The sequence below is a fragment of the Sphingobium algorifonticola genome (assembly GCF_004005485.1).
Classification (GTDB): Bacteria; Pseudomonadota; Alphaproteobacteria; order Sphingomonadales; family Sphingomonadaceae; genus Sphingobium; species Sphingobium algorifonticola.
The window spans coordinates 20,800-41,638 of sequence record NZ_RZUL01000001.1; the positions used below are offsets into that span (position 1 = coordinate 20,800).

The following is a 20,839-nucleotide window of genomic DNA, read 5'->3' on the forward strand; positions in this document are numbered from 1 at the left end:
GAAAAAATTGCAATGCCCGATAGCGCAGGATCTGTAAGCCCGGCCTCGTCCAAACCGACGCACAACGGCACGCTCAGCCTGCTGCTCGATTTCGGGCCGCTGCTGGTTTTCTTCCTCGTCTACAAAGGCTTCGGCTGGGTGGTGGGGCCGGGCAGCCCGGTGACCGCCATGACAATCGGCACCGGCGCGTTCATGGTCGCCATCGCGATTGCGGTGATCGTCTCGAAAGTGAAACTCGGCAAGGTTTCGCCGATGCTGTGGCTGTCGGCGATCCTCGTCCTCTTTTTCGGATCGCTGACCATCTATTTCCAGGACCAGAGCTTCATCCAGATCAAGCCGACGATCATCTATACCTTTTTCGCGCTGATGCTGTTCGCGGGTCTCGCCCGAGGCAAGCCGCTGCTCAAATATCTGTTGCAGGCGGCCTATGATGGCCTGTCGGAGGAAGGTTGGCGCAAGCTGTCGCGCAACTGGGCGTTTTTCTTCCTGTTCATGGCGCTGCTGAACGAGGCACTACGTGCCTTTCTGACGTTCGACACCTGGCTGGCCGTGAAAGTCTGGGGCGTGACGTTGATTTCGTTCGTGTTCGCCGCCGCCAACATCCCCATGCTGATGCGCCACGGCCTGTCGGTCGGCGAGAAGATCGACAGCGAAGAGATCGGCGAAACGACACCGCCGCAGGGCTGAGCGCCGGTTTAGGCGTCAGGCCGATGTGCGCGATGGCAGCACCCTTGAACGCCTATGCCAGTCCGGCGGTGCGAGGGGATAGAGCAGCACGTTTTCCTGTTCGACGCGTCGACCCAGCGCCGCCAGTATGGCGCGCGTCTCGACGCAGAAGCGCGGCCACTGCGCGGCAATCTCCGGGTCGGTCCACGCTGCCATATAGCGCGTGAACGCAGCAGAAAGTGTACCCATTTCGGACTGAAAACGGCTGGCAGTCGCGCGCGCCGCGGCATTGCCACGCGCGAGCATCGCCGGGTAGAAATGATCGTCCTCGATCGCGAGATGTGCGAGCAGAAGACGCGCCAGCCGCCACCGAAGGGCGCTCACGCTGCGTGGCTGTGTGTCGTCCGCAACGGCTTCGGCCAGTTGCTCGGCAATCGCGATGACATCGGCATGTTGCCGCCGCAGTTCGTCGATATCCACCCCCAGCGCCTTTCTGCTAAGGTTCCGCTCCTGAATTAGTCGAACTCGGAGCTTAGGCGCGCGCGCCCTTAGAAAAGCTTAAGGGCGCCGCCGGATTGGACCGGAAGCGCCCTTCTGCATGTCAGGCCGACAAAGCGGCGTGTCAGCCCTGCTGGTCTGCCCGCTCGATGCCCTTGCCATCCAGATTCTGGGCCACGAAATCCCAGTTCACGGCATTTTTCAGAATGGCTTCGGCGTAATTGGGCCGCGCGTTGCGATAATCGATGTAATAGGCATGCTCCCACACATCGAGAATGAAGAGCGGCGTCGCGCCATGGGCGACCGGCGTGTCGGCATCATGATAGGATGTGACTTCGAGCTTGCCGTCCTTCAGGTTTAGCGCCGCCCAGCCGCTGGCGAAATGGCCGACCGCTTCAGCCTTCAGCTTGTCGAGCAGCGCATCGACCGAACCGAAGCCTTCGGTGATGAGGTCGAGCAGTTCGCCCTTCGGTTCGGTCTTTTCCGGGCTGAGGCCCAGCCAGTAGAAGCTGTGGTTCCAGATCTGGCCGACCTGATTGAACAGACCGCCCTTCGATGTCTTGATCAGTTCCACGAGCGACTTGCCCTGCAAGGCAGGATCGGCGGCGACCAGCTCGTTCGCCTTCACGACATAGGCATTGTGATGCTTGCCGTGATGATAATCGAACGTTTCGCTGGAAATCAGATCGCCAAAGGCATCCTTGGCGTAGGGCAGTTCGGGAAGGACGAAAGCCATGGTTCACTCTCCTCATGTGAAGCGGCGGTACGGGACAGGGACAGAACGGCCGCGCCCGCAATAAGCTCCCGTGCTCTAGGGTCAAAAACCCGGGCTTGGAAGCGGGAATGTTCGATCAAAGCCGATCGAAAATCTTTGTCGCCCCGCGCCGACGATACATCGGCGCGGCGAAGATCAGCCGATCGATTCGCCCGCTTGCAGCAGCCCATGTTTTTTCAGGCAATGCCGCAACTGATCGTAGCTGAGGCCCAGCCCCTTGGCTGTCGCGCGCTGGTTGTAGCGGTAGCGGGCCAGCGCACTTTTGAGGATCGCCACTTCGTGCGCATCCATCGCCATGCGCAAGTCGCTGATGTCCTCATAGGCGGCGAAGGGGGCAACCGGCGACGGCGCGGTCGGTGGGGCGACATCGGTCGATTCGCGGCGTACCGATTGCCGCGCTGCATTGGGCATGGTGACCGGACGCCAAGGCGAACCGAAAGGATCGAACGTAATCCGGTCGATCGGCCGTGATGGCTCGTCCCAGCGATAGACGGCGCGCTCCACGACATTGCGCAATTCGCGCACATTGCCCGGCCAGCGATAGGCCTCCAGCTCTGCCATCGCACCTGCGGCAAAGCCGGGCCATTGCGGCCAGCCGATTTCGGCCGCCATCTTGCGCCCAAAATGATCGGTCAGCACCGGCACGTCCCCTTCGCGTGCGCGCAACGGCGGCAAAGTGATGACTTCAAACGACAGGCGATCGAGCAGGTCGGCGCGAAACCGCCCTTCCTCCGCCGCCAGCGGCAGATCCTCGTTCGTCGCCGCAACGATCCGCACGTCGACGGTTACCGGACGCGACGCGCCGATGCGCGACACCTCGCCATATTCCACGACACGCAGCAAACGCTCCTGCGCGGCCATCGACAATGTGCCCAGCTCATCGAGGAACAGGGTGCCGCCGTCTGCTTCCTCGAAACGCCCGGCGCGCGCCCGCGTGGCGCCGGTAAACGCCCCGGCCTCATGCCCGAACAGCTCGGCCTCGATCAGCGTTTCGGGCAGCGCCGCGCAGTTCATCACGATCAGCGGCTCGCCCCAGCGAGGCGACAGGCGATGCAGCCGCTCGGCGATCAGTTCCTTGCCCGTCCCGCGCTCACCGATCACCAGCACCGGCCGGTTCAATTCCGCCGCGCGTTCGGCCAGTTCCATCGCATCGAGAAAGGCGAAAGACTGGCCGATGAACTGAGTGTTTTTCTCCATGGCCAAACTATGGCGAAAAACCCCAACATTTCGCAAGTGAAATACGCCAACTTTCCCAACGCTGTCTTAAAAAATGGCGAAAAACCGCCATTTCCGAAAACTGGCACGACCCCTGCAGAGTTACTGGCAACCCCGCCAGACACGAACCGGCGGACCCACATGAAGGCCATAATCCAGGGAGATTTCGAATGTTCACTGTCAAGCAAATTAGCCAGCATCTGTCCGTCGCGATCTGCGCGGTGCTGTTCGGGTCCACCATGGTGCTGAGCGCCGTAGGCCCGGCCCGTGCAAACGAAACCGGCACTGCGCCGCACAGCCTGGCGTCCGAAGCAACCCCCGGAGCCGTCCGCTATCTGGCGTAAACGGCTCCAGACCCTGCCGGGGCGGGCATCAGCCCCCCTCACCCGCCCCGGCACCCTCTCAAGACCAGCCACCAGGAGTAACGAAATGGGTATTTTTTCCCGAACCCGCGACATCATCGCCGCCAACGTCACCGACTTGCTCGACAAGGCCGAAGACCCCGCAAAGATGATCCGGATGATCATCATGGAAATGCAGGAAACGCTGGTCGAAGTCCGCGCCTCCGCCGCGCGCACCATTGCCGATCAGAAGGAAATGCGCCGCCACATCAGCAAGCTGGAAGCGTTGCAGGAAAGCTGGACCGAAAAGGCGCAGCTCGCGCTGTCGAAAGGTCGTGAGGATCTGGCCAAGGCCGCGCTGGTCGAAAAGCAGAAAGCCGCCGACATGGCCGGGCAACTCACGTCCGAAATCACCGTGCTCGACGATGCGCTGAAGGCGTCGGAAGAAGATATCGCCAAGCTGCAAGCCAAGCTGCGCGAGGCGCGCGCCCGCCAGAACAGCCTCGTCACCCGCATGGAAAGCGCGGAAAACCGGCTGAAGGTGCGCGAAATGTATGCCGGTGAAAAGGTGCAGGATGCCTTTGCCCGCTTCGACATCCTGGAACAGCGCGTCGATTTCGCCGAAGGGCGCGCCGATGCGATGAACCTGGGCGGCACCCCGCCGAGCCTGGAAGAGGAAATCGCCGCGCTCAAGGCCAACGACAAGGTCGAGGCGGAACTGGCGGCGATGAAGGCTGCGCAGCAGCAGAAGGAAGGCTGATCCGATGGAAGACATTCTCGTCCCCATCGTGGTGGTCGGAATCCTCTTCCTCGGGCTGCCGTGGGTGATCTTCCACTACATTACGAAGTGGAAGACATCCGCGACGCTCACCAACGAGGATGAGGCAATGCTGGACCAGATGCACGAAACCGCCCGTCGGCTCGACGAACGGCTTGCGACCATCGAACGGATCATCGCCGCAGACAATCCCGATTTCCGTCCGGCCCGCTCCGCGACCGCCGACGACGACTACAGCTTCGACCGGAGGAACTGACATGACTGCCCGCCGCACCAAGTTTTACCTCGACAAGCAGAACGCCAAATGGAGCGGCGTCTGCGCGGGGATCGCCGACTATACCGGCATCGACGTTATCTGGGTTCGCATCGGGGCCGTGCTCGTCACGCTGATGGGTGCCTTCCCCTGGACGCTGATCGCCTATGGCGTCGCCGTCTGGCTGGCCGATACCAAGCCGCACGGCCTGTATCAGGACAAGGAAGACGCCAAGTTCTGGCAGGGCGTACGCAGCAATCCGGCGCGCAGCACCCGCGACGTCCGATCCAAGTTCCGCGACATCGATCGCCGTCTGGCCGACATCGAAGTCTATTACACCAGCCGCAACCAGCGCCTTTCGGACGAGATCGAAAGCCTGCGCTGAGCCGGGGCACTAACGGGGAATACGTATCATGCAATTTTCTTGGTATTTAGCTGCACTCCTCATGTGTATCGTGATCGGCGTTAGCAGCCTGCTCAGCACATGGATCCGCGTAAAGCATGGCTACCCGATCGAGAATGATGACGGAGAAACCGTTTATCGAACCGATCCCGACGCTGATCGAAAAATCGCGTTGCTGACCGGCGAAAATGAAAAGCTGCATGGTCGCATCGGCCGCCTCGAGGAACGCATCGCCGTGCTGGAACGGATCGCCACCGATCCCGCCGCCCGCACCGCTCGCGAAATCGAAGAACTGCGCTGACAGCGACGCAAGGGAGAAAGACGATGTTTCCATTTGAAGCCTTTGCCCCCGCGGCGCTGATCGTCGGGACACTCGGCATGGTCGGCTGGGTCATCACCACCTGGCTACGCGTCCGCCACGGCTATCCGCTCGACGGGGCCTGGGGGCAGGCCGTCTACCCGAAATCGAGCGACGAATCGATGGAGCGGATCAAGCTGCTGAGCCAGGAAAACGCCCAACTTCGTGCCGAACTCGGCTCGATCAAGGATCGCCTCGCGGTGGTGGAACGGATCGTCACGGACGGTGCGCACAGCCTGACCCGCGAAATCGAACAACTGCGCGGCCCGGCCAACTGAGCCGCTGCCTGCCATGCAAGGATAATGGATATGGTCGCAACATGGATATGGGTTCTGATCCCGCTCGCCGCGATCGGCGTAAAGGGTTTCAAGAGCTGGCTGGATCTCAAGGAACGGCAGCTTGCAATGCAGAGCCACGAAACAGCGGAAAAGACCGCCCAATATGCAGCCCAGACCGAACGGCTGGAACAGCGGGTGCGTGTGCTGGAACGGATCATCACCGACAAGGGCGTCGACCTGTCCGACGAAATCGAAAAACTGCGCGATACGCCGCTGAACTGAGTGTCGCGCACACATTCAGCGCCGGTTTGCCCCTGCACATTGGCGGACCGGCAAGACAAAGGGAAAAGCATCATGCAGGACCCCGTTTTCTACCTGACGATGGCCATGGCGGGCTTGTCCGCGATCGCGATCGTCGCCGTCACCGCATTGCGCGGATGGAATGGCTGGCTCGACCTCAAACGCGCCGAACTGATGCGTCAAGGCAGCGACGCCGGCGCGCCTTCGGTGAGTAACCGCATCGAAGTTGCCGACCTGAAGGAACGCATCCGCAAGCTGGAAGCGATCGCCGCCGGGGTGGATCTGTAGCGGCCGCCGCCCCTTCCCGCGCGGCGGCTTTCCTCCTGACGATTTATCCCTATATCGGGGCGCATGACACAAACGCTCCCGCCGCTTGCCGACCTCCAGGATGAATATGCGTTTCTCGATGCGGACGATCGCTATCGCCTGCTCATCGACCTTGGCAAGCAGCTCGAACCGATGCCCGATCCGCTCAAGACGGACGCGACGCTGGTGCGGGGCTGTTCCGCAGCCGTGTGGGTCTATCCGCTACGCCAGGATGACGGGACGCTGCACTTTCTGGCGGACAGCAATGCCGCAATCACCAAGGGGATCATCGCATTGGTGCTGACCACGGTGCAGGATCGCCCGGCCGCCGAGATTGCCCAGACCGACATCGCCCACGCACTTGCCCCTTTTGACCTGCGCAATCAGCTCAGCTCCAACCGGACGCAGGGCATTCCCAACATGATCGCCCTCATCCACGATACTGCGGCGCGTTATGCCGAGGCATAGCAGACGATAGCGGCCATTTCTGCGTTTCGCCGACCATATGGGGCTTGCGCCTGCGCGTCGCCCATGTGATCCTTTGCCCCAAGGCCTCGACAAGAAGGCTGTGTGGATGAGGATGTGCCGATGCGTCTTGCTTTACTCGCCCTTGCCTTATGCTGCGCCGCGCCCGCCCTTGCGCAGGTAGGCGTAACGGATAGCTGGGTCACGACCGGCGATCGGGTTCGTGCGACGGCGGCGGGTATCGGCTTGCCGCAACAGGCGGGGCCGGTCGCGCTGATACGGACCGGAGAAATCTCCGATCCCGGCACCGGCATGCACAGCTATGCAAATTATGTGTCCGGCGATGATGTGGTGCAGGCCAGCATCTTCATCTATCGCCCCGGCCATGCCGACATCACGCTGGCTGCGCTGGGCACCGAACGGGCGCTGATGGAACGTTTCGGCCCCGGCACACGCCGTGTCGGTGAACATGTTGTCGGCGCGGGCAACACCCCCGGCACAGCGTTGCGCATCCTTTATGACGGCGCGGCGGGCGGAGAACTGACCCTTGCCGCAGCCTTCGTGCAGGCAGGCCCCTGGATGGTTAAGCTGCGCGTGACGGCCACGCGCGATCGCGCGGCCGATGTGAAGGCGGCAGTCGATGCGCTGCTCGCCGGTCTTGTTTTCGATGCACCCGCGACGCTCAAACCTGTGCAGACACTGGCGATAGCGGAATGCACAGCGCGCGACACCAGCGCACAATGGTGCCGCCGCGATGTTATCGCCGTCGGCGAAGCGCGCTTCGACATGCTGCAATCGGCACAGGCGGGCGCGCAAGGCGCAATCTTCATGCCGATCGATGATGCGGCCGGCGTTCTGCGATTTGACCCGCTGGCGGGAACAGGCGGCTATCGCCTCACCCGGTACGGGATCGGGGGAGGCGTGGTCGCAGGTGATTTCGCCGCCCTGCCCTCCGCCGGACAGATTGCCGCCCTGATCGATGGCAAGGACGCGACGGCGCTTACATCCCGCGCAGCTATTAGTGACAACAAGACCGTGTTGCGCAATCGCGTGGCGCAATAGCTTCTGGGCATTCGGCGACGGCACAAAGCAAGGTTTGTGAGGAACGGCCGGTTCCTGCCCCGCCTCCGTTTTTGTCCGGCAAGGATGCTGTGGATTAAACTCGGCCCATGGGGTTATGACCCGTGACGATGCGTCCCTACCCTGATCGCGCCGCGATGGCCACGCGCTTCGCGTCTGTCCGTGCCGCACTGGAGGCTGCATCGGTCCGCGGCAGGCTCGCAGGCTATTGCTACGAGTTTCTGCTGTTCGGTTTCAAGCAGGCATGGGCCTGTCTGTTCGGCGGCCTGATGCTCGCATTGCTGCTGGGCACGCATTTCCTCTACCCGGCCGATGCTCCGTTCCATCGTTATGATTTCCTTACGGTCGGCGCGGTCGCGATTCAGATTGCGATGCTGGCCCTGCGGCTGGAAACACCGCGCGAAGCCGTCGTCATCGGCGCCTTCCACATAGTGGGCACCATCATGGAGTTGTTCAAAACCGCGGTGGGGTCATGGATTTATCCCGAAGGCAGCGTGCTGCACATTGGTGCCGTCCCGCTGTTTTCCGGCTTCATGTATGCCGCCGTTGGCAGCTACATCGCGCGCATCTGGCGCATCTTCGATTTTCACTTTCCCGGCTATCCGCCGCAATGGGCGACGATCCTGCTGGCGACGGCGATCTACGGCAATTTCTTCGCGCATCACTGGCTGCCGGATATCAGGCTCGCTCTTTTCCTTGCCGCGCTGCTGCTTTTTGCCAGGACATGGGTTGTCTTCACCCCGTGGCGCACACCGCGCAGGATGCCGCTGCTCGTCGGCTTCTTCCTTGTCGCCCTGTTCATCTGGTTCGCCGAAAATATCGGCACGTTCGCAAACGCATGGGCCTATCCCAGCCAGCGCACCGGCTGGCACATGGTATCGCTCGCCAAGCTGGGCAGCTGGTATCTGCTGATGATTATTTCCTTCGTTCTGGTATCGATGCTCCATCGCACGGCTGTGCGGTCCGATACCGTGCCGGAGCCTGCCTGATGTTCTTTTCCTTCCTCGACGAATTGCGGTCCGCAGGCATATCGGCGGGCGTCAAGGAACATCTGGTGCTGCTCGACGCCTTGCAGCGCGACGTCATTGCCCGGCGGCCGGAGGATTTCTACTATCTCGCCCGCGCGACCTTCGTGAAGGACGAGGCGCTGTACGACCGTTTCGACCAGGTGTTCGCGCGTGTCTTCAACGGACTGGAAAGCGACTATGGCGTCGGCGGTGCGGCGATACCCGAGGAATGGCTGCGCGCCGTGGCGGAAAAATATCTCAGCCCGGAGGAAATGGAGAAGATCAAGGCGCTGGGCGACTGGGACGCGATCATGGACACCCTCAAAAAGCGGCTGGAAGAGCAGCATGGTCGCCATGAAGGGGGCAGCAAGTGGATCGGCACCGGCGGCACATCCCCCTTTGGCAATGGCGGGTACAATCCCGAAGGCGTACGGATCGGCGGGGAAAGCCGGCACAAGCGCGCCGTCAAGGTCTGGGAGCAGCGGGCTTTCCGCAACCTCGACAACAGCAAGGAACTGGGCACACGCAATATCAAGGTCGCGTTGCGCCGCCTGCGACGCTTCGCGCGCGAAGGCGCGGCGGAGGAGCTTGATCTGGACGCAACCATCGCCGGGACCGCACGGCAGGGCTGGCTGGACATCCGCATGCGCGCCGAGCGGCGCAATGCCGTCAAGCTGCTGCTGTTCCTGGACGTCGGCGGTTCGATGGACCCGTTCATCAGCCTGGTCGAAGAGCTGTTTTCCGCCGCCACCGCGGAGTTCAAGAATCTGGAATTCTTCTATTTCCACAACTGCCTGTATGAAGGCGTGTGGAAGGACAATCGCCGCCGCTTCGCCGAGCGCACACCGACCTGGGACATCCTCCACAAGTTCGGCCATGACTATAAAGTCGTGTTCGTCGGCGACGCGGCGATGAGCCCCTATGAGATCACGCATCCCGGCGGCAGCGTCGAGCATTTCAATGCGGAAGCGGGTGCCGCCTGGCTGCAACGCGTGACAACCACCTATCCCGCCAGCGTCTGGATCAACCCCACCGCAGAGGATTATTGGGGATATAGCCAGTCGACGCAGATCATCAGGGAACTGTTCGCGCAGCGCATGTATCCGCTGACGCTGGCCGGTCTTGAGGATGCCATGCGTGAGTTGACGCGGAAACGCTGATACACTTTGCGACATAAAATCCGTGGGTTGGCATAGTCTTGCGACGGACCTTTCCGACATGTTGGGCATTGACCCATCGCATGAAAGGAGACTGTCGATGACCCCCGTGAAGACCATTCTCGCCGCCCTGATCGCCACCGCCGCGATCGCCACGCCCATGGCCGCTAGCGCCGCGCCCTGGCAGAGCATCAATCAGCGTCAGGCCAATCTCGACCGCCGGATCGACCAGGGCGTCCGCAGCGGGGCGCTGAACCGGGCGGAGGCACAACGCCTGCGTACCGAGTTCCGCGATCTGGCAAGGCTCGAAGCGAACTATCGGCGTTCCAACGGCCTGTCGGCGCGTGATGGTCCAGAAAAACGACCGTCAGTATCGCCGCTGATCGACGGGAGGGGGCCGACAAGGTCCGGCCCCCCTCCCGTTACTCCGCGTCGAACAATGCCCCGCCGGTCATCGCCCGCGGCACGCCGGTCGTTCCCGGAAAGCTGATCGGCAGCGCTTTCAGACTGCGCACGGCCATATAGGCAAACCCTTCCGCCTCGACGCTGTCCCCATTCCACCCCAGCGTATCGACCGCGTGAACCGGAATGCCGGTCGCCGCGCCGATCATCCGCATCAGCGTTCCATTATGCCGACCGCCCCCCGCCACATACAATGCCGTCGGCCGCGCGGGCAGATGGCGCAGCGCCAGTTCCACCGACTGCGCGGTGAAGGCCGTCAGCGTCGCGGCGCCATCCGCCAGTGAAAGCCCGCGCACCGGCTGAAGCGTGAAATCCTCCCGGTCTATGCTCTTGGGCGGGGGCATGTCGAAAAAGGGGTGATCGAGCATCCCTGTCAGGACGCTTTCGTCGATCCGCCCTGTGGCTGCAACCGCGCCGCCGTCGTCGAAACCGACGCCGCCCTCGACCTGCATCCAGTTATCGATCAGGCCGCTCGCCATGCCCGTATCAAATGCGGTCAAAGCGTCGTCGGCGCCGATGTACGTGATGTTGGCAACGCCGCCCAGATTGAGCACCGCCAGCGGTCGGGGCAAGTCTGCGGCCAGCGCGCGGTGATAAACCGGCAGCAGTGGTGCGCCCTGCCCGCCTGCCTCCACATCCGCGCTGCGCAAATCGGCCACGACAGGAATGCCGAAGGCCCCGGCCAGCCCGTCGGCATCGCCGATCTGCCATGTCCAGCCCTGGTCCGGCTTGTGCGCCACGGTGTGGCCGTGAAAGCCGATCACGTCGATGTCCTGCGCCTGCCACCCGGCGCGGCCCATCAGGTCGGCCACCGCCTCCACATGCGCCTGCGTCAACTCGGTTTCCACCGCATCGATCAGCGGCTCGAAACCGGGAGCAGCCATTGCCATCGCCCGCGCGCAGGCTTCGGTCAGCCGCGTACGGAAGCCCGCGTCATATGGCGTGGAATGAAAGCCGATCCGTTCGACCTGTCCCTCACCATCGGTACGGATCAGCGCCGCGTCGATCCCGTCGCGCGACGTGCCGGACATCAGCCCGATTGCAACCATGCTACCCAAGCGACAATCTCCATGCTAAGCGCCGCGCGCTATGAGCCAGTACACATCCGATCTTCTCCGCTTACTCGACAGCCGCGGATACATCCACCAGCTAACCGACGCAGCGGGCCTCGACGCGCTCGCGGGCAAGGAGATCGTGCCGGGCTATATCGGGTTCGATCCGACCGCGCCGTCGCTCCATGTCGGCAGCCTTGTGCAGATCATGCTGCTGCGTCGCCTGCAGCAGGCCGGGCACAAGCCGATTGTGCTGATGGGCGGCGGCACCGGCAAGATCGGTGATCCCAGCTTCAAGGACGAAGCGCGCAAGCTGCTGACGACCGAGACGATCGCCGCGAATGTCGCCAGTATCAAGCGCGTGTTCGAGCGGTTCCTGACCTTTGGCGACGGCCCCACCGACGCCATAATGCTCGACAATGCGGAATGGCTCGACGCTCTCGAGTATATTCCGTTTCTGCGCGATATCGGCCAGCATTTCTCAATCAACCGGATGCTCAGCTTTGACTCGGTGAAGCTGCGGCTCGATCGGGAGCAGTCGCTGTCCTTCCTCGAGTTCAATTACATGATCCTCCAGGCCTATGATTTTCTGGAGCTGTCGCGCCGCTCCGGCTGCCGTCTCCAGATGGGCGGATCGGACCAATGGGGCAATATCGTCAACGGCATAGAATTGTCGCGCCGGGTCGATGGTACGCAGGTCTATGGCATCACCACGCCGCTGATCACGACAGCGGACGGCGGCAAGATGGGCAAGACGATGAACGGCGCGATCTGGCTGAATGCCGATGCACTGTCGCCCTATGACTATTGGCAATTCTGGCGCAACACGCAGGATGCCGATGTCGGCCGCTTCCTGGCGCTGTTCACGGACCTGCCGCTGGACGAGATCGCGCGCCTCGAAACGCTGCAAGGGGCGGAAATCAACGACGCGAAAAAGGTTCTGGCGGATGCCGCTACGGCCATGGCCCATGGTGCGGACGCCGCCACGGCCGCCGCCGAAACCGCTCGGCGGACGTTCGAGGAAGGCGCAGGCGACGCCAATCTGCCGACGGTCAGCCTGGGTATCGAAGGGCTGACCGTGGTACAGGCCAATGTTGCATTGGGCTTTGCGCCGTCGAACAAGGAAGCGCGGCGCAAGCTGTCCGAAGGCGCGATCCGCGTAAACGGCACTGTGGTTTCGGACCCGGCCCATCCGCTCCGGCCCGGTGACAAGATCAGTTTCGGCGCGAAGAAGCACGGCATCGTCGTCGCCTGATCATCCGGGCGAGCGCGCATGGCAGTTCGTCGCGCTTCTTGCCGCATTAACCAAAACCATTGACGCCCTTTTCGCATTCGCGCCGCTATTCCTTAGCCAAGGACTTGAAAAAAGGGGCGTATGTGAAACCTGCGAAAAAAGAGACAGGCCGGTCCGCGCCATCAACCCAGCGGCGGGTGACGCGCGATCTGGTCGATTTCAAGGCGCGTGCCACAAGTCGCGGCGGCACTTATGGTCTCCAGATCGTCAATATATCGCCGCTTGGCTTGATGGCGCGTGTAGAGTCGCCGCTGTCCGCAGGCGATCATCTGCTGATCGAATTGCCGCATGTTCGCAGCATCGAATCCGTGGTCCGCTGGGCAGAGGACGGTCGTATCGGGGTCGAGTTCGCGCGGGGGATCGACGCGGATCACTATGCGATGATGCTCACCTTCATGCCGCAGCGGCAAACAAGCTGGTAGGGAGGGCCTGTAAAGGCAGCCTACCATTGACGCGCCGGGCCATGGGCGTACAAGCGCGCCATGGCCAAAGCCGATCGTCTGGAACGTCTCGACAGCCGTCGCATCGTACTCGAAAGCGAATATCGCGAAACGCTGATCGGCGCGCTGGAGCGGGTCGCATCGGGCGTATGGGGACTCTTCGGTCATCGTCAGGACAGGCACGGCATCGCAGCCTATGCCGATGTGATCGAAACGCTCGACGAAATCGGCCAGTCGGTCGATTCGATGCGGGCGCAACTCGCCATGGCACCCTTTGCCCTACACCGGGATTTCATGGCTGCCCGCGGCCCCGTGCGATCCGATGCCGTCGGCGAACCCAAGCAGGCGCAGGCCTGGCTCGCGCGATTGGCAATTCAGACGCAAGATTAGTCAAGCGGAGCATTCAGCCGCCGCGCCGTCAGGATCGTGACGACGGGGCTGAGCATCTGCCCCTTCATCACGCCTTCGCCTTCGGTCGGGGATGTCGGCGCGGCGAGAATGCGGCGGACCACGTCCATGCCCTCGACAACTTGCCCGAAGGCGGCGAAACCCGCGATGTCGCCCTCGCCGCTGGTCTGCGCATCCATCGACGGCATGGCACCGAGCGTGATGAAGAAATCGCCGTTGGCGCTGCCCGGCTCATAGCGCGCCATGGAAATCGTCCCGGCCTGATGCGACAGCCCCGTCTGCGTCGTCGGCTCATGCACCACCGGCGGCAGAATACGCTTGGGATCATTGCGTGTCCCGCCCTGAATGAACCCCAGATCGGGCGATCCGGCGACCTTCAGCGCCCGATAGAAGGCCGTGCCGTCGAAGCGTTTCTGATCGACATAGCGCAGGAAATTGGCGGTGGTGCGCGGCGCGCGTGTTGCGTCCAGCGCAAGGACGATCGGCCCGGCACTGGTTTCCATCCGCACGGTCACAGTTTCCGGTGGGGCCGTGGTCGGCTGAGGTGCGGCGGTCTGGGCCAACGCTTGAGGCAACAGGATGAGTGCCGCCAGAACCATCATCACCAACCGCATAGTGCCTCCATATGCTGCGCCATCCACGGCAGCATAGGCAATTTCCCGGTTTAGTCGCCATGAAAAAGGCCCGGCGATCCCCCCAGATCGCCGGACCTTTCGCCCCAACGGAGCCGTTGGCTTCGACTGGTCAGCCTTTTCAGGCGACCCGTGCTTCAGGCTCCGCAATTTCTTCGGGATCGCGCAGCACATAGCCGCGGCCCCAGACGGTCTCGATATAATTTTCGCCGTTGCAGGCCAGCGCGAGTTTCTTGCGCAGCTTGCAGATGAAGACGTCGATGATCTTGAGTTCAGGCTCGTCCATGCCACCGTAAAGATGGTTGAGGAACATTTCCTTGGTGAGCGTGGTGCCCTTGCGGAGCGACAGCAGCTCCAGCATTGCATATTCCTTGCCCGTCAGGTGGACGCGGTTGCTGTCCACTTCCACGGTCTTGGCATCCAGATTGACGGCCAGCTTGCCGGTGCGGATGACCGACTGGCTGTGCCCCTTCGATCGACGCACGACGGCGTGGATGCGGGCGACCAGTTCATCGCGGTGGAAAGGCTTGGTCACATAATCGTCGGCCCCAAAGCCGAAGCTGCGCACCTTGCTGTCCATCTCGCTGACCCCCGACAGGATCAGCACCGGCGTCTGCACCTTGGCACTGCGCAGCTTCTTGAGCACGTCATAGCCATGCATGTCCGGCAGATTGAGATCGAGGCAGATGATGTCGTAATCATACAGCTTGCCCAGATCGAGGCCTTCCTCGCCCAGATCGGTCGTGTACACGTTGAACCCTTCGGTCGTCAGCATAAGCTCGATCGCCCGTGCGGTCGTCGGCTCGTCTTCAATCAGCAGCACGCGCATTATGCAGCCCCTTTACTCGTGGTTTCCGTTCTCCCTGCAAGAACGGCAGCCAAGGCAATCCATTAACCAAAATCTTTCTGAACGTAAAAGGTTAATTTTTGCCTAAGCGGCCTGAATCCACGAGTCGCGGCCGAAACGAGTCGCGCTTATGCGGCTCAACGGCCAAGTTTCTGGGTCAGATAATCGAGGCAGGCTTCGACGCGCGCCGGGCGCAATCGCGATGGTGGTGTCACCAGATGCAGTCCGGTGACGGGCGGCGTCCAGTCCGGCAGGACGATTTCCAGAGCGCCGCTGGCGATATCGTCGCCCGCGATGAAATCCGGCAGAAAGGCAATGCCGACACCGGCGCGCAAGGCCTCCAGCATTGCATCACCGCTGTTCGTGAGCATGCGCGGGCGTGGCTGAACCGACACGGTTTCGCCACCGGCTCTGGCAAAGCGCCACGTCTCCGGATTGGCGACATTGGTGTAGAGCAGGGAATCATGGTCGGCGAGATCGGATGGATGGGTTGGACGCCCCCGGCGATCGAGATAGGCCGGCGCAGCGATGAAATGCAGTTGTACGTCGCACAGACGGCGCGCCCGCAGCGAGCTGTCGGGCATCATGGCGATCCGCAGCGTGGCATCCAGGCCAAGCTCCACGATGTCGATCCGCGCGTCCGACAGATGCAGATCGACGAGGATGCCGGGATGCAGCATCATGAACTCGGCGAGCAACGGCGCGACACGTTTGAGGCCAAAGCTCATCGGCGCGCCCAGCCGAACGATGCCCGCCAGCTCGGCTGTGTCCTCGCGCGCCGCCTCTTCCGCCGCAAGCCCCTCCGCCATGATCCGCGCGGCATGATCGGCCAGCCTGCGTCCGCTTTCGGTCAGCGCCAGTCGGCGGCTCGTCCGGCTGAACAGGCTCGTGTCCAGATGCTGTTCCAGCCGGGTAATCGCCTTGGACACGGTGGCTTTGGATACCGACAGCGCGCGCGCCGCGTCGGTAAAGCTGCGATGCTCGACCACCGCCGAAAACATCGCCCAGGCTTCAAAATCCGGCAATCGCATGGAAACAATCCGTTTCATAACCGCTCGTTTATGAAACGATCCTGATCGCTATATTGCAGAAAATCAAGTTTGAAAGGATGTTCGACCATGACTGACATCTTCACCGAAGACCGCACCGACACGAGGCTCGCGACCGTTGAGCGTCGTCCCTTTTCCTCGCTTGGCCATGCCGATCATGGCTGGCTGAATGCGCGGCATCATTTTTCCTTTGCCGACTATCATGATCCCGCCCGCATGGGCTGGGGCCGCATCCGGGTGTGGAACGATGACGAAATCGGCCCGCACAGCGGATTTCCGCCGCACCCCCACCGCGATATGGAAATCATGACCTATGTGCGTACCGGCGCCATCACGCACAAGGACAGCATGGGCAATGAGGGCCGGACGGCGGCAGGCGATGTCCAGGTGATGAGCGCGGGCACGGGTGTGCGCCACGCGGAGTATAATCTGGAAGATGAAACGACGACGCTGTTCCAGATATGGGTGTTGCCCCGGTCTGCCGGAGGCGCGCCGAGCTGGGGCGCAAAGCCCTTCCCAAAAGGCGATCGGTCCGGCCGGTTCGCGGTGCTGGCGAGCGGGTATGACACCGATGGCGATGCCTTGCGCATCCGCGCCGACGCCCGCCTGCTGGGCGCGACCGTCAGCGCAGGCGAAACGCTGACCTACGACGTGGACGAAGGAAACCATGCCTATCTCGTCCCCGCCACCGGCCGCGTCGAAATCAACGGCGAAACCTTCGCCGCGCGCGATGGTGCCGCCATCCGCGGCGGCGGCACGGTCGTCGTTCACGCTCTGGAGGACAGCGAAATCGTGCTGGTCGATAGCCGGTAACGCCGCTGCCTCCGCCGTCCGCGTCATCCTGCCCCCACCCTTGACGCGGACGGCATCGCTTTTCCCAGCCCCCTCACTCTTGGCCCCTCAGATCCCGAAAGGAGCATCCCATGGCAAAAGTCCTCGTTCTTTATTATTCGACCTATGGCCACATCGAAACGATGGCGCAGGCGGTTGCCGAAGGCGCCCGCGCGGCAGGCGCGACCGTTGACGTCAAGCGCGTTCCCGAAACCGTTCCCGAAGAAATTGCGCGCAACAATCACTTCAAGCTCGATCAGGACGCGCCCGTCGCGACCATCAACGAGCTGGCAGATTATGACGCCATCATCATCGGCACCGGCACCCGCTTTGGTCGCATGTCGAGCCAGATGGCGGCGTTCCTGGACCAGGGCGGTGGCCTGTGGGCGCGGGGCGCGCTGAACGGCAAGGTCGGCGGCGCGTTCGTCTCCACCGCGACACAGCATGGCGGCCAGGAAACCACCCTGTTCTCCATCATCACCAACCTGCTGCATTTCGGCATGACGGTCGTTGGCCTCGATTATGGTTATGCAGGCCAGATGAACAATGACGAGATCGTCGGCGGCGCACCTTATGGCGCGACCACGATCGCGGGCGGCGACGGCAGCCGTCAGCCGAGCACGATCGATCTGGATGGTGCCCGCTATCAGGGCCGCCGCATCGCCGAAGTGGCGATGAAGCTGCACGGCTGACACTGTCCTCCTCCGTCATCCTCGTCTCCAGGTCGTCATCCCGGCGAAAGCGGGGATGACGACCACGCGCAAATGTCTTACACCCCCAACAGCAGCCGCGCTGTCAGCCGGTTGCGTTTGAGCAGCCAGTGCATCCCCATCGGCACCCCCAATGCCAGCGCCAGCAGCATCCATTTGCCGAGATAGGGCGTCAGATAATGGATGATCGCGACGTGCAGATACACGATCGTGAGCGCCGCACTGCCCAGCGCGCGCAGCATCCTCCGCCCCGGCAGCGCGGCTTGCGCAACCCGGAAAACCAGCAGCGATATTGCCACCGCAGCCGTGATGGACAGCACCGGCCAGCCATAGTCCCCCGCTTTCATGTTGAGCGGTGGCGCGACAAGGACGATCCCGAAGCCGACGGCCGCAAGGACAGCCCTCATCCATGGCCGCCAGGCCATATCGCGCCACAGCCATCCGATCCACAGCAGCACCAGCGCCATCGGCACGGTCAGCAGGCCCAGGGGCGACACATCCGTCATCCCGCCCGATACATAAGCGAGTAGCGCCGCCCCTGCCGCTATGCCCCACCAAGCGTACCCGCGCGGGTCGCCCCATCGGCAGGCCAGTGCGTTGGCGATGATCCGCGCGACGATCAGGCACGGCACGAACCAGAACACCGTAAACGGCCCGCGCAGTTCCGATCCGCCAAATGCGACACGCCCCAGATCATCGGGCCAGTTGTGGAAAATCGGCCGTTGCCCTTTCAACCCCTCGACGGCGAAGTCGACGGCCAAAAGCACTATCAGCCAGGCGACATAGGACAGCCCCTGCGTCGCCACCTGCCGGCGCGCGAAGCGCCATGCGGGGCGCGGCTGCATCAGATAACCCGACAGCAGGAAAAACAGCGGCATATGAAAGGTATAGAGGAATTCGCGCACTGCGCCGCGCGTCCACACATGGCCGACGACCACGGCGATAATGCCGATCCCCCGCGCCACGTCGATCCAGTCCAGCCGCGCGGCGGACGCTTGTGCCGACGCTATTCCCGACGCATCCGGCGCCGCTCTTCCCCCGCTCATGGCAAATGCCTATAGCAACCTCCACCGCCGTCAATTGCCCATCGCTCTTACCTTATCGGAACCCGCCGTGACCCTGCTTGCCGACCGCGTCCTCTTCATCGACGGCGAAGCGATCATCGTCGACAAACCGGCGGGCCTGCCGGTCGATCCCCCGCGTGACGGCGCGCTCAGTCTGGAAAATCATCTGGAGTCGCTGAAGTTCGGGTTCCAGCGGTGGCCGCTCGCCGTTCACCGGCTGGATCGCGATACGTCCGGTTGCCTGCTGCTGGCCCGCAATCCCAAGGCGCACAAAAGGTTCGGCCAGGCGTTCGAGAGCGGCGGCGTCACCAAAATCTATCTCGCGGTGCTCGATGGCGTGCCCGCCGAAACCAGCGGTGAAATATCTCTGCCCCTTCTGAAAGTCAGCAGCGCGGCAGACGGCTGGCGCATGGTGCCCGATGCGAAGGGCAAGCCCGCCGTCACGCGCTGGACCTTGCTTGCGACGCAGGGCGGCAAGGCGCTTGTTCGCTTCTCGCCCGCCACAGGGCGCACGCATCAGATCCGCGCGCATGCGCTGCATGGCCTTGGCCACGGCATCGTCGGCGATCCGGTCTATGGCAGGCCGGACGACGGCAAGATGCTGCTGCACGGTCATTTCCTCTCGCTGCCCCGCGCCAACAAGCCGCCAGTCGAAGCGACGGCACCGCTGCCGCCGCATTTCACCGAAGCGGGCTTCACCGCCGACATGCTCGATCCGGCACCGGTCGCCTGACATGGACACGCCGTTCCCCGTGCCCGAAGATGCGCTGGAGGAGCGGTTCATCACCGCCGGGGGGCCAGGCGGGCAGAATGTGAACAAGGTGGCGACCGCCGTCCAGTTGCGCGTGGACAGCTTCCGCCTCGGCCTGCCGCCTTATGCCTGGCGCAAGTTCAAGACACTGGCGGGATCGCGGATGACGGCGGCTGGCGTTGTCGTGATCCAGGCGCAGCGTTTCCGCACGCAGGAGGCGAACCGCGCCGACGCCCGCGCGCGCCTGGCCGAGATGCTTGCCGAAGCGATGAAGCGCGACCCCCGCCGCATCGCGACGAAGCCCAGCCGCGCGGCCAAGGCCCGCCGCGTCGACGCGAAAAAGGTCCGCAGCGGAGTAAAACAGGGGCGCGGGAAAGTCAGGGAGGATTGAGCGTATCAATCCTCCCCTTTCAGGGGAGGGGGACCGCCGCAAAGCGGTGGTGGAGGGGTGTTACGCTCTCGATAGGGTCACACCCCTCCGTCAGGCTGCGCCTGCCACCTCCCCTTCCAGGGGAGGATTTAAGCAAGATCAAATCCTCCAAAAACGCGCGAGGCGAAGACTCCCCCTCTCCGCTTGAGGGAGAGGGTTGCGCAGCCCCGGATCAGGTCCGGGGCGTAGCTGGGTGAGGGGTATGCGGTTCCTTCGGAACCGCGCGGACCAAAGGCCCGCTCACCCTCATCCAGCTACGCCTAGGCTCGTTCCTTGCCAAGGCTGCGTATCCTTCTCCCTTCAAGGGAGAAGGTTTGGTAGAACATGGACTCCCCCTTTCCCCCGCCCTACATCTCTCCCCATGTTCGACCTCAAAACCCCCGACGCCGCCGACAAGCCGGCCCTTTACGCCGACTTGCTCGCCGCTGCCGACGCGCTGACCGCGGATGAGCGGGATGCGGTTGCCAACATGGCCAATCTGGCCGCGCTGCTCTGGCAATATCTGCCCGATCTCAATTGGGCGGGATTCTATCGGATGGTCGGCAACGAACTGGTGCTCGGGCCGTTTCAGGGGAAGGCCGCGTGCATCCGCATTCCGCTGGGCAAGGGTGTATGCGGGACGGCTGCGGCCACCCGCGCCACCCAGTGCGTCGCCGACGTCCACGCCTTTCCCGGCCATATCGCCTGCGATGCGGCATCCCGGTCCGAACTGGTGGTGCCAGTGATCTATGGAGATCTGGTGATTGCGGTGCTTGATCTCGACAGTCCGCTGCCCGGCCGGTTCGACTCGGCGGATGTCGCGGGGCTTGAGACGCTGGTCGCGCGCGTCGCCGGGCGCATCGCCTGACCCGTTAACCATCTTCCTTGCGGAACGCCGCGCAAGACACTGATTTCCCGCACTTCATTGCCCCGTTTCGGCACAGCGCGCCGCCCGCGACATTTGGTGTTTGGCGGATCGCGATGCTAAATATCGCGTTAACAGTACGCAT

Annotated in this window: 30 protein-coding genes; 22 read left to right on the forward strand and 8 right to left on the reverse strand. The window is 62.9% G+C overall.

The window, feature by feature from the left end:
• Positions 1-12: 12 nt before the first annotated feature.
• Positions 13-687, forward strand: coding sequence for a septation protein IspZ (gene ispZ, locus ENE74_RS00125; protein ID WP_127688622.1), 675 nt, complete (start codon positions 13-15; stop codon positions 685-687).
• Between the two features lie 15 nt (positions 688-702).
• Here the strand turns inward: ispZ and ENE74_RS00130 are convergent, their stop codons facing one another.
• The 3 genes from ENE74_RS00130 to pspF form a co-directional block, all read right to left on the reverse strand.
• Positions 703-1,146 (reverse strand): hemerythrin domain-containing protein, encoded by a 444-nt coding sequence (locus tag ENE74_RS00130; RefSeq protein WP_127688623.1) that lies wholly within the window; start codon positions 1,144-1,146, stop codon positions 703-705.
• Positions 1,147-1,288: 142 nt separating this feature from the next.
• Complete coding sequence (locus ENE74_RS00135; RefSeq protein WP_127688624.1) at positions 1,289-1,900, reverse strand: superoxide dismutase; 612 nt, start codon at positions 1,898-1,900, stop codon at positions 1,289-1,291.
• A gap of 174 nt (positions 1,901-2,074) precedes the next feature.
• Positions 2,075-3,136, reverse strand: a complete 1,062-nt coding sequence (pspF, locus tag ENE74_RS00140; RefSeq protein WP_127688625.1) for a phage shock protein operon transcriptional activator — start codon at positions 3,134-3,136, stop codon at positions 2,075-2,077.
• 188 nt (positions 3,137-3,324) lie between these two features.
• Between pspF and ENE74_RS18075 the strand changes: the two genes are divergently transcribed.
• From ENE74_RS18075 to ENE74_RS00200, 13 genes are all read left to right on the forward strand, one after another.
• Positions 3,325-3,498 (forward strand): hypothetical protein, encoded by a 174-nt coding sequence (locus ENE74_RS18075; protein ID WP_164847330.1) that lies wholly within the window; start codon positions 3,325-3,327, stop codon positions 3,496-3,498.
• A gap of 85 nt (positions 3,499-3,583) precedes the next feature.
• Positions 3,584-4,255, forward strand: a complete 672-nt coding sequence (pspA, locus tag ENE74_RS00145; protein ID WP_127688626.1) for a phage shock protein PspA — start codon at positions 3,584-3,586, stop codon at positions 4,253-4,255.
• A 4-nt stretch (positions 4,256-4,259) separates the two neighbouring features.
• Positions 4,260-4,529, forward strand: coding sequence for an envelope stress response membrane protein PspB (gene pspB / locus ENE74_RS00150; RefSeq protein WP_127688627.1), 270 nt, complete (start codon positions 4,260-4,262; stop codon positions 4,527-4,529).
• A 1-nt stretch (position 4,530) separates the two neighbouring features.
• Positions 4,531-4,911 carry an envelope stress response membrane protein PspC gene (gene pspC / locus ENE74_RS00155; RefSeq protein WP_127688628.1) on the forward strand — a complete coding sequence of 127 codons (381 nt, stop codon included), beginning with the start codon at positions 4,531-4,533 and terminating at the stop codon, positions 4,909-4,911.
• A gap of 61 nt (positions 4,912-4,972) precedes the next feature.
• Positions 4,973-5,230 carry a hypothetical protein gene (locus ENE74_RS00160; protein ID WP_241241759.1) on the forward strand — a complete coding sequence of 86 codons (258 nt, stop codon included), beginning with the start codon at positions 4,973-4,975 and terminating at the stop codon, positions 5,228-5,230.
• Between the two features lie 23 nt (positions 5,231-5,253).
• A complete protein-coding gene (locus tag ENE74_RS00165) occupies positions 5,254-5,565 on the forward strand; it encodes a hypothetical protein (protein WP_127688630.1) in 312 nt (103 codons plus the stop codon).
• 30 nt (positions 5,566-5,595) lie between these two features.
• Positions 5,596-5,847 carry a hypothetical protein gene (locus ENE74_RS00170; protein ID WP_127688631.1) on the forward strand — a complete coding sequence of 84 codons (252 nt, stop codon included), beginning with the start codon at positions 5,596-5,598 and terminating at the stop codon, positions 5,845-5,847.
• Between the two features lie 72 nt (positions 5,848-5,919).
• A complete protein-coding gene (locus tag ENE74_RS00175; protein ID WP_127688632.1) occupies positions 5,920-6,153 on the forward strand; it encodes a hypothetical protein in 234 nt (77 codons plus the stop codon).
• Between the two features lie 63 nt (positions 6,154-6,216).
• On the forward strand, positions 6,217-6,639 hold the full coding sequence (locus tag ENE74_RS00180; protein WP_127688633.1) for a SufE family protein: 423 nt from the start codon (positions 6,217-6,219) through the stop codon (positions 6,637-6,639).
• 120 nt (positions 6,640-6,759) lie between these two features.
• The gene (locus ENE74_RS00185; protein WP_127688634.1) at positions 6,760-7,698 is read left to right on the forward strand and encodes a hypothetical protein; all 939 of its coding nucleotides are present in this window, start codon (positions 6,760-6,762) and stop codon (positions 7,696-7,698) included.
• Positions 7,699-7,826: 128 nt separating this feature from the next.
• The gene (locus ENE74_RS00190) at positions 7,827-8,705 is read left to right on the forward strand and encodes a DUF817 domain-containing protein (protein WP_127689491.1); all 879 of its coding nucleotides are present in this window, start codon (positions 7,827-7,829) and stop codon (positions 8,703-8,705) included.
• Positions 8,705-9,883: a vWA domain-containing protein gene (locus ENE74_RS00195; RefSeq protein WP_127688635.1), complete on the forward strand. Its 1,179-nt coding sequence runs from the start codon at positions 8,705-8,707 to the stop codon at positions 9,881-9,883. Before ENE74_RS00190 ends, ENE74_RS00195 begins: the two co-directional genes overlap by 1 nt.
• Positions 9,884-9,980: 97 nt before the next feature.
• On the forward strand, positions 9,981-10,370 hold the full coding sequence (locus ENE74_RS00200) for a hypothetical protein (RefSeq protein ID WP_127688636.1): 390 nt from the start codon (positions 9,981-9,983) through the stop codon (positions 10,368-10,370).
• On the opposite strand, the gene ENE74_RS00205 is transcribed toward ENE74_RS00200, so the two are convergent.
• Entirely contained in the window at positions 10,303-11,391 is a 1,089-nt protein-coding gene (locus ENE74_RS00205) for an anhydro-N-acetylmuramic acid kinase (protein ID WP_127689492.1), read from the reverse strand. The genes ENE74_RS00200 and ENE74_RS00205 overlap by 68 nt on opposite strands.
• 40 nt (positions 11,392-11,431) lie before the next feature.
• Between ENE74_RS00205 and tyrS the strand changes: the two genes are divergently transcribed.
• The 3 genes from tyrS (at position 11,432) to ENE74_RS00220 (ending at position 13,518) form a co-directional block, all read left to right on the forward strand.
• A complete protein-coding gene (tyrS, locus tag ENE74_RS00210) occupies positions 11,432-12,649 on the forward strand; it encodes a tyrosine--tRNA ligase (RefSeq protein WP_127688637.1) in 1,218 nt (405 codons plus the stop codon).
• 122 nt (positions 12,650-12,771) lie between these two features.
• The gene (locus ENE74_RS00215) at positions 12,772-13,110 is read left to right on the forward strand and encodes a PilZ domain-containing protein (RefSeq protein ID WP_127688638.1); all 339 of its coding nucleotides are present in this window, start codon (positions 12,772-12,774) and stop codon (positions 13,108-13,110) included.
• 60 nt (positions 13,111-13,170) lie between these two features.
• Positions 13,171-13,518, forward strand: a complete 348-nt coding sequence (locus ENE74_RS00220; RefSeq protein WP_127688639.1) for a hypothetical protein — start codon at positions 13,171-13,173, stop codon at positions 13,516-13,518.
• Here ENE74_RS00220 and ENE74_RS00225 read toward each other — a convergent pair.
• From ENE74_RS00225 to ENE74_RS00235, 3 genes are all read right to left on the reverse strand, one after another.
• Entirely contained in the window at positions 13,515-14,150 is a 636-nt protein-coding gene (locus ENE74_RS00225; RefSeq protein ID WP_127688640.1) for a peptidylprolyl isomerase, read from the reverse strand. The two genes, ENE74_RS00220 and ENE74_RS00225, sit on opposite strands and share 4 nt — an antisense overlap.
• 139 nt (positions 14,151-14,289) lie before the next feature.
• Complete coding sequence (gene ctrA / locus ENE74_RS00230; RefSeq protein ID WP_127688641.1) at positions 14,290-14,997, reverse strand: response regulator transcription factor CtrA; 708 nt, start codon at positions 14,995-14,997, stop codon at positions 14,290-14,292.
• Positions 14,998-15,152: 155 nt separating this feature from the next.
• On the reverse strand, positions 15,153-16,046 hold the full coding sequence (locus ENE74_RS00235) for a LysR family transcriptional regulator (RefSeq protein ID WP_127689493.1): 894 nt from the start codon (positions 16,044-16,046) through the stop codon (positions 15,153-15,155).
• 87 nt (positions 16,047-16,133) lie between these two features.
• Here ENE74_RS00235 and ENE74_RS00240 point away from each other — a divergent pair, with 87 nt between their 5' ends.
• Positions 16,134-16,877 carry a pirin family protein gene (locus ENE74_RS00240; RefSeq protein WP_127688642.1) on the forward strand — a complete coding sequence of 248 codons (744 nt, stop codon included), beginning with the start codon at positions 16,134-16,136 and terminating at the stop codon, positions 16,875-16,877.
• Between the two features lie 110 nt (positions 16,878-16,987).
• Entirely contained in the window at positions 16,988-17,587 is a 600-nt protein-coding gene (gene wrbA / locus ENE74_RS00245) for an NAD(P)H:quinone oxidoreductase (protein WP_127688643.1), read from the forward strand.
• A 77-nt stretch (positions 17,588-17,664) separates the two neighbouring features.
• On the opposite strand, the gene ENE74_RS00250 is transcribed toward wrbA, so the two are convergent.
• Positions 17,665-18,651 carry an acyltransferase family protein gene (locus ENE74_RS00250; protein ID WP_127688644.1) on the reverse strand — a complete coding sequence of 329 codons (987 nt, stop codon included), beginning with the start codon at positions 18,649-18,651 and terminating at the stop codon, positions 17,665-17,667.
• Between the two features lie 67 nt (positions 18,652-18,718).
• Between ENE74_RS00250 and ENE74_RS00255 the strand changes: the two genes are divergently transcribed.
• The 3 genes from ENE74_RS00255 (at position 18,719) to ENE74_RS00265 (ending at position 20,697) form a co-directional block, all read left to right on the forward strand.
• Positions 18,719-19,402: an RluA family pseudouridine synthase gene (locus tag ENE74_RS00255; RefSeq protein WP_127688645.1), complete on the forward strand. Its 684-nt coding sequence runs from the start codon at positions 18,719-18,721 to the stop codon at positions 19,400-19,402.
• 1 nt (position 19,403) lies between these two features.
• Positions 19,404-19,811: an alternative ribosome rescue aminoacyl-tRNA hydrolase ArfB gene (arfB, locus tag ENE74_RS00260; protein ID WP_127688646.1), complete on the forward strand. Its 408-nt coding sequence runs from the start codon at positions 19,404-19,406 to the stop codon at positions 19,809-19,811.
• 400 nt (positions 19,812-20,211) lie between these two features.
• The gene (locus ENE74_RS00265; protein WP_127688647.1) at positions 20,212-20,697 is read left to right on the forward strand and encodes a GAF domain-containing protein; all 486 of its coding nucleotides are present in this window, start codon (positions 20,212-20,214) and stop codon (positions 20,695-20,697) included.
• The last annotated feature ends 142 nt before the right edge of the window (positions 20,698-20,839 follow it).

Bases quoted from the DNA above. Each gene is read 5' to 3' on its own strand.
- ispZ (WP_127688622.1), top strand. From the start codon at position 13: ATGCCCGATAGCGCAGGATCTGTAAGCCCGGCCTCGTCCAAACCGACG.
- ENE74_RS00135 (WP_127688624.1), bottom strand. From the start codon at position 1,900: ATGGCTTTCGTCCTTCCCGAACTGCCCTACGCCAAGGATGCCTTTGGC.
- pspF (WP_127688625.1), bottom strand. From the start codon at position 3,136: ATGGAGAAAAACACTCAGTTCATCGGCCAGTCTTTCGCCTTTCTCGAT.
- ENE74_RS18075 (WP_164847330.1), top strand. From the start codon at position 3,325: ATGTTCACTGTCAAGCAAATTAGCCAGCATCTGTCCGTCGCGATCTGC.
- pspA (WP_127688626.1), top strand. From the start codon at position 3,584: ATGGGTATTTTTTCCCGAACCCGCGACATCATCGCCGCCAACGTCACC.
- pspB (WP_127688627.1), top strand. From the start codon at position 4,260: ATGGAAGACATTCTCGTCCCCATCGTGGTGGTCGGAATCCTCTTCCTC.
- pspC (WP_127688628.1), top strand. From the start codon at position 4,531: ATGACTGCCCGCCGCACCAAGTTTTACCTCGACAAGCAGAACGCCAAA.
- ENE74_RS00160 (WP_241241759.1), top strand. From the start codon at position 4,973: ATGTGTATCGTGATCGGCGTTAGCAGCCTGCTCAGCACATGGATCCGC.
- ENE74_RS00165 (WP_127688630.1), top strand. From the start codon at position 5,254: ATGTTTCCATTTGAAGCCTTTGCCCCCGCGGCGCTGATCGTCGGGACA.
- ENE74_RS00170 (WP_127688631.1), top strand. From the start codon at position 5,596: ATGGTCGCAACATGGATATGGGTTCTGATCCCGCTCGCCGCGATCGGC.
- ENE74_RS00175 (WP_127688632.1), top strand. From the start codon at position 5,920: ATGCAGGACCCCGTTTTCTACCTGACGATGGCCATGGCGGGCTTGTCC.
- ENE74_RS00180 (WP_127688633.1), top strand. From the start codon at position 6,217: ATGACACAAACGCTCCCGCCGCTTGCCGACCTCCAGGATGAATATGCG.
- ENE74_RS00185 (WP_127688634.1), top strand. From the start codon at position 6,760: ATGCGTCTTGCTTTACTCGCCCTTGCCTTATGCTGCGCCGCGCCCGCC.
- ENE74_RS00190 (WP_127689491.1), top strand. From the start codon at position 7,827: ATGCGTCCCTACCCTGATCGCGCCGCGATGGCCACGCGCTTCGCGTCT.
- ENE74_RS00195 (WP_127688635.1), top strand. From the start codon at position 8,705: ATGTTCTTTTCCTTCCTCGACGAATTGCGGTCCGCAGGCATATCGGCG.
- ENE74_RS00200 (WP_127688636.1), top strand. From the start codon at position 9,981: ATGACCCCCGTGAAGACCATTCTCGCCGCCCTGATCGCCACCGCCGCG.
- ENE74_RS00205 (WP_127689492.1), bottom strand. From the start codon at position 11,391: ATGGTTGCAATCGGGCTGATGTCCGGCACGTCGCGCGACGGGATCGAC.
- tyrS (WP_127688637.1), top strand. From the start codon at position 11,432: ATGAGCCAGTACACATCCGATCTTCTCCGCTTACTCGACAGCCGCGGA.
- ENE74_RS00220 (WP_127688639.1), top strand. From the start codon at position 13,171: ATGGCCAAAGCCGATCGTCTGGAACGTCTCGACAGCCGTCGCATCGTA.
- ENE74_RS00225 (WP_127688640.1), bottom strand. From the start codon at position 14,150: ATGCGGTTGGTGATGATGGTTCTGGCGGCACTCATCCTGTTGCCTCAA.
- ctrA (WP_127688641.1), bottom strand. From the start codon at position 14,997: ATGCGCGTGCTGCTGATTGAAGACGAGCCGACGACCGCACGGGCGATC.
- ENE74_RS00235 (WP_127689493.1), bottom strand. From the start codon at position 16,046: ATGCGATTGCCGGATTTTGAAGCCTGGGCGATGTTTTCGGCGGTGGTC.
- ENE74_RS00240 (WP_127688642.1), top strand. From the start codon at position 16,134: ATGACTGACATCTTCACCGAAGACCGCACCGACACGAGGCTCGCGACC.
- wrbA (WP_127688643.1), top strand. From the start codon at position 16,988: ATGGCAAAAGTCCTCGTTCTTTATTATTCGACCTATGGCCACATCGAA.
- ENE74_RS00250 (WP_127688644.1), bottom strand. From the start codon at position 18,651: ATGAGCGGGGGAAGAGCGGCGCCGGATGCGTCGGGAATAGCGTCGGCA.
- arfB (WP_127688646.1), top strand. From the start codon at position 19,404: ATGGACACGCCGTTCCCCGTGCCCGAAGATGCGCTGGAGGAGCGGTTC.
- ENE74_RS00265 (WP_127688647.1), top strand. From the start codon at position 20,212: ATGTTCGACCTCAAAACCCCCGACGCCGCCGACAAGCCGGCCCTTTAC.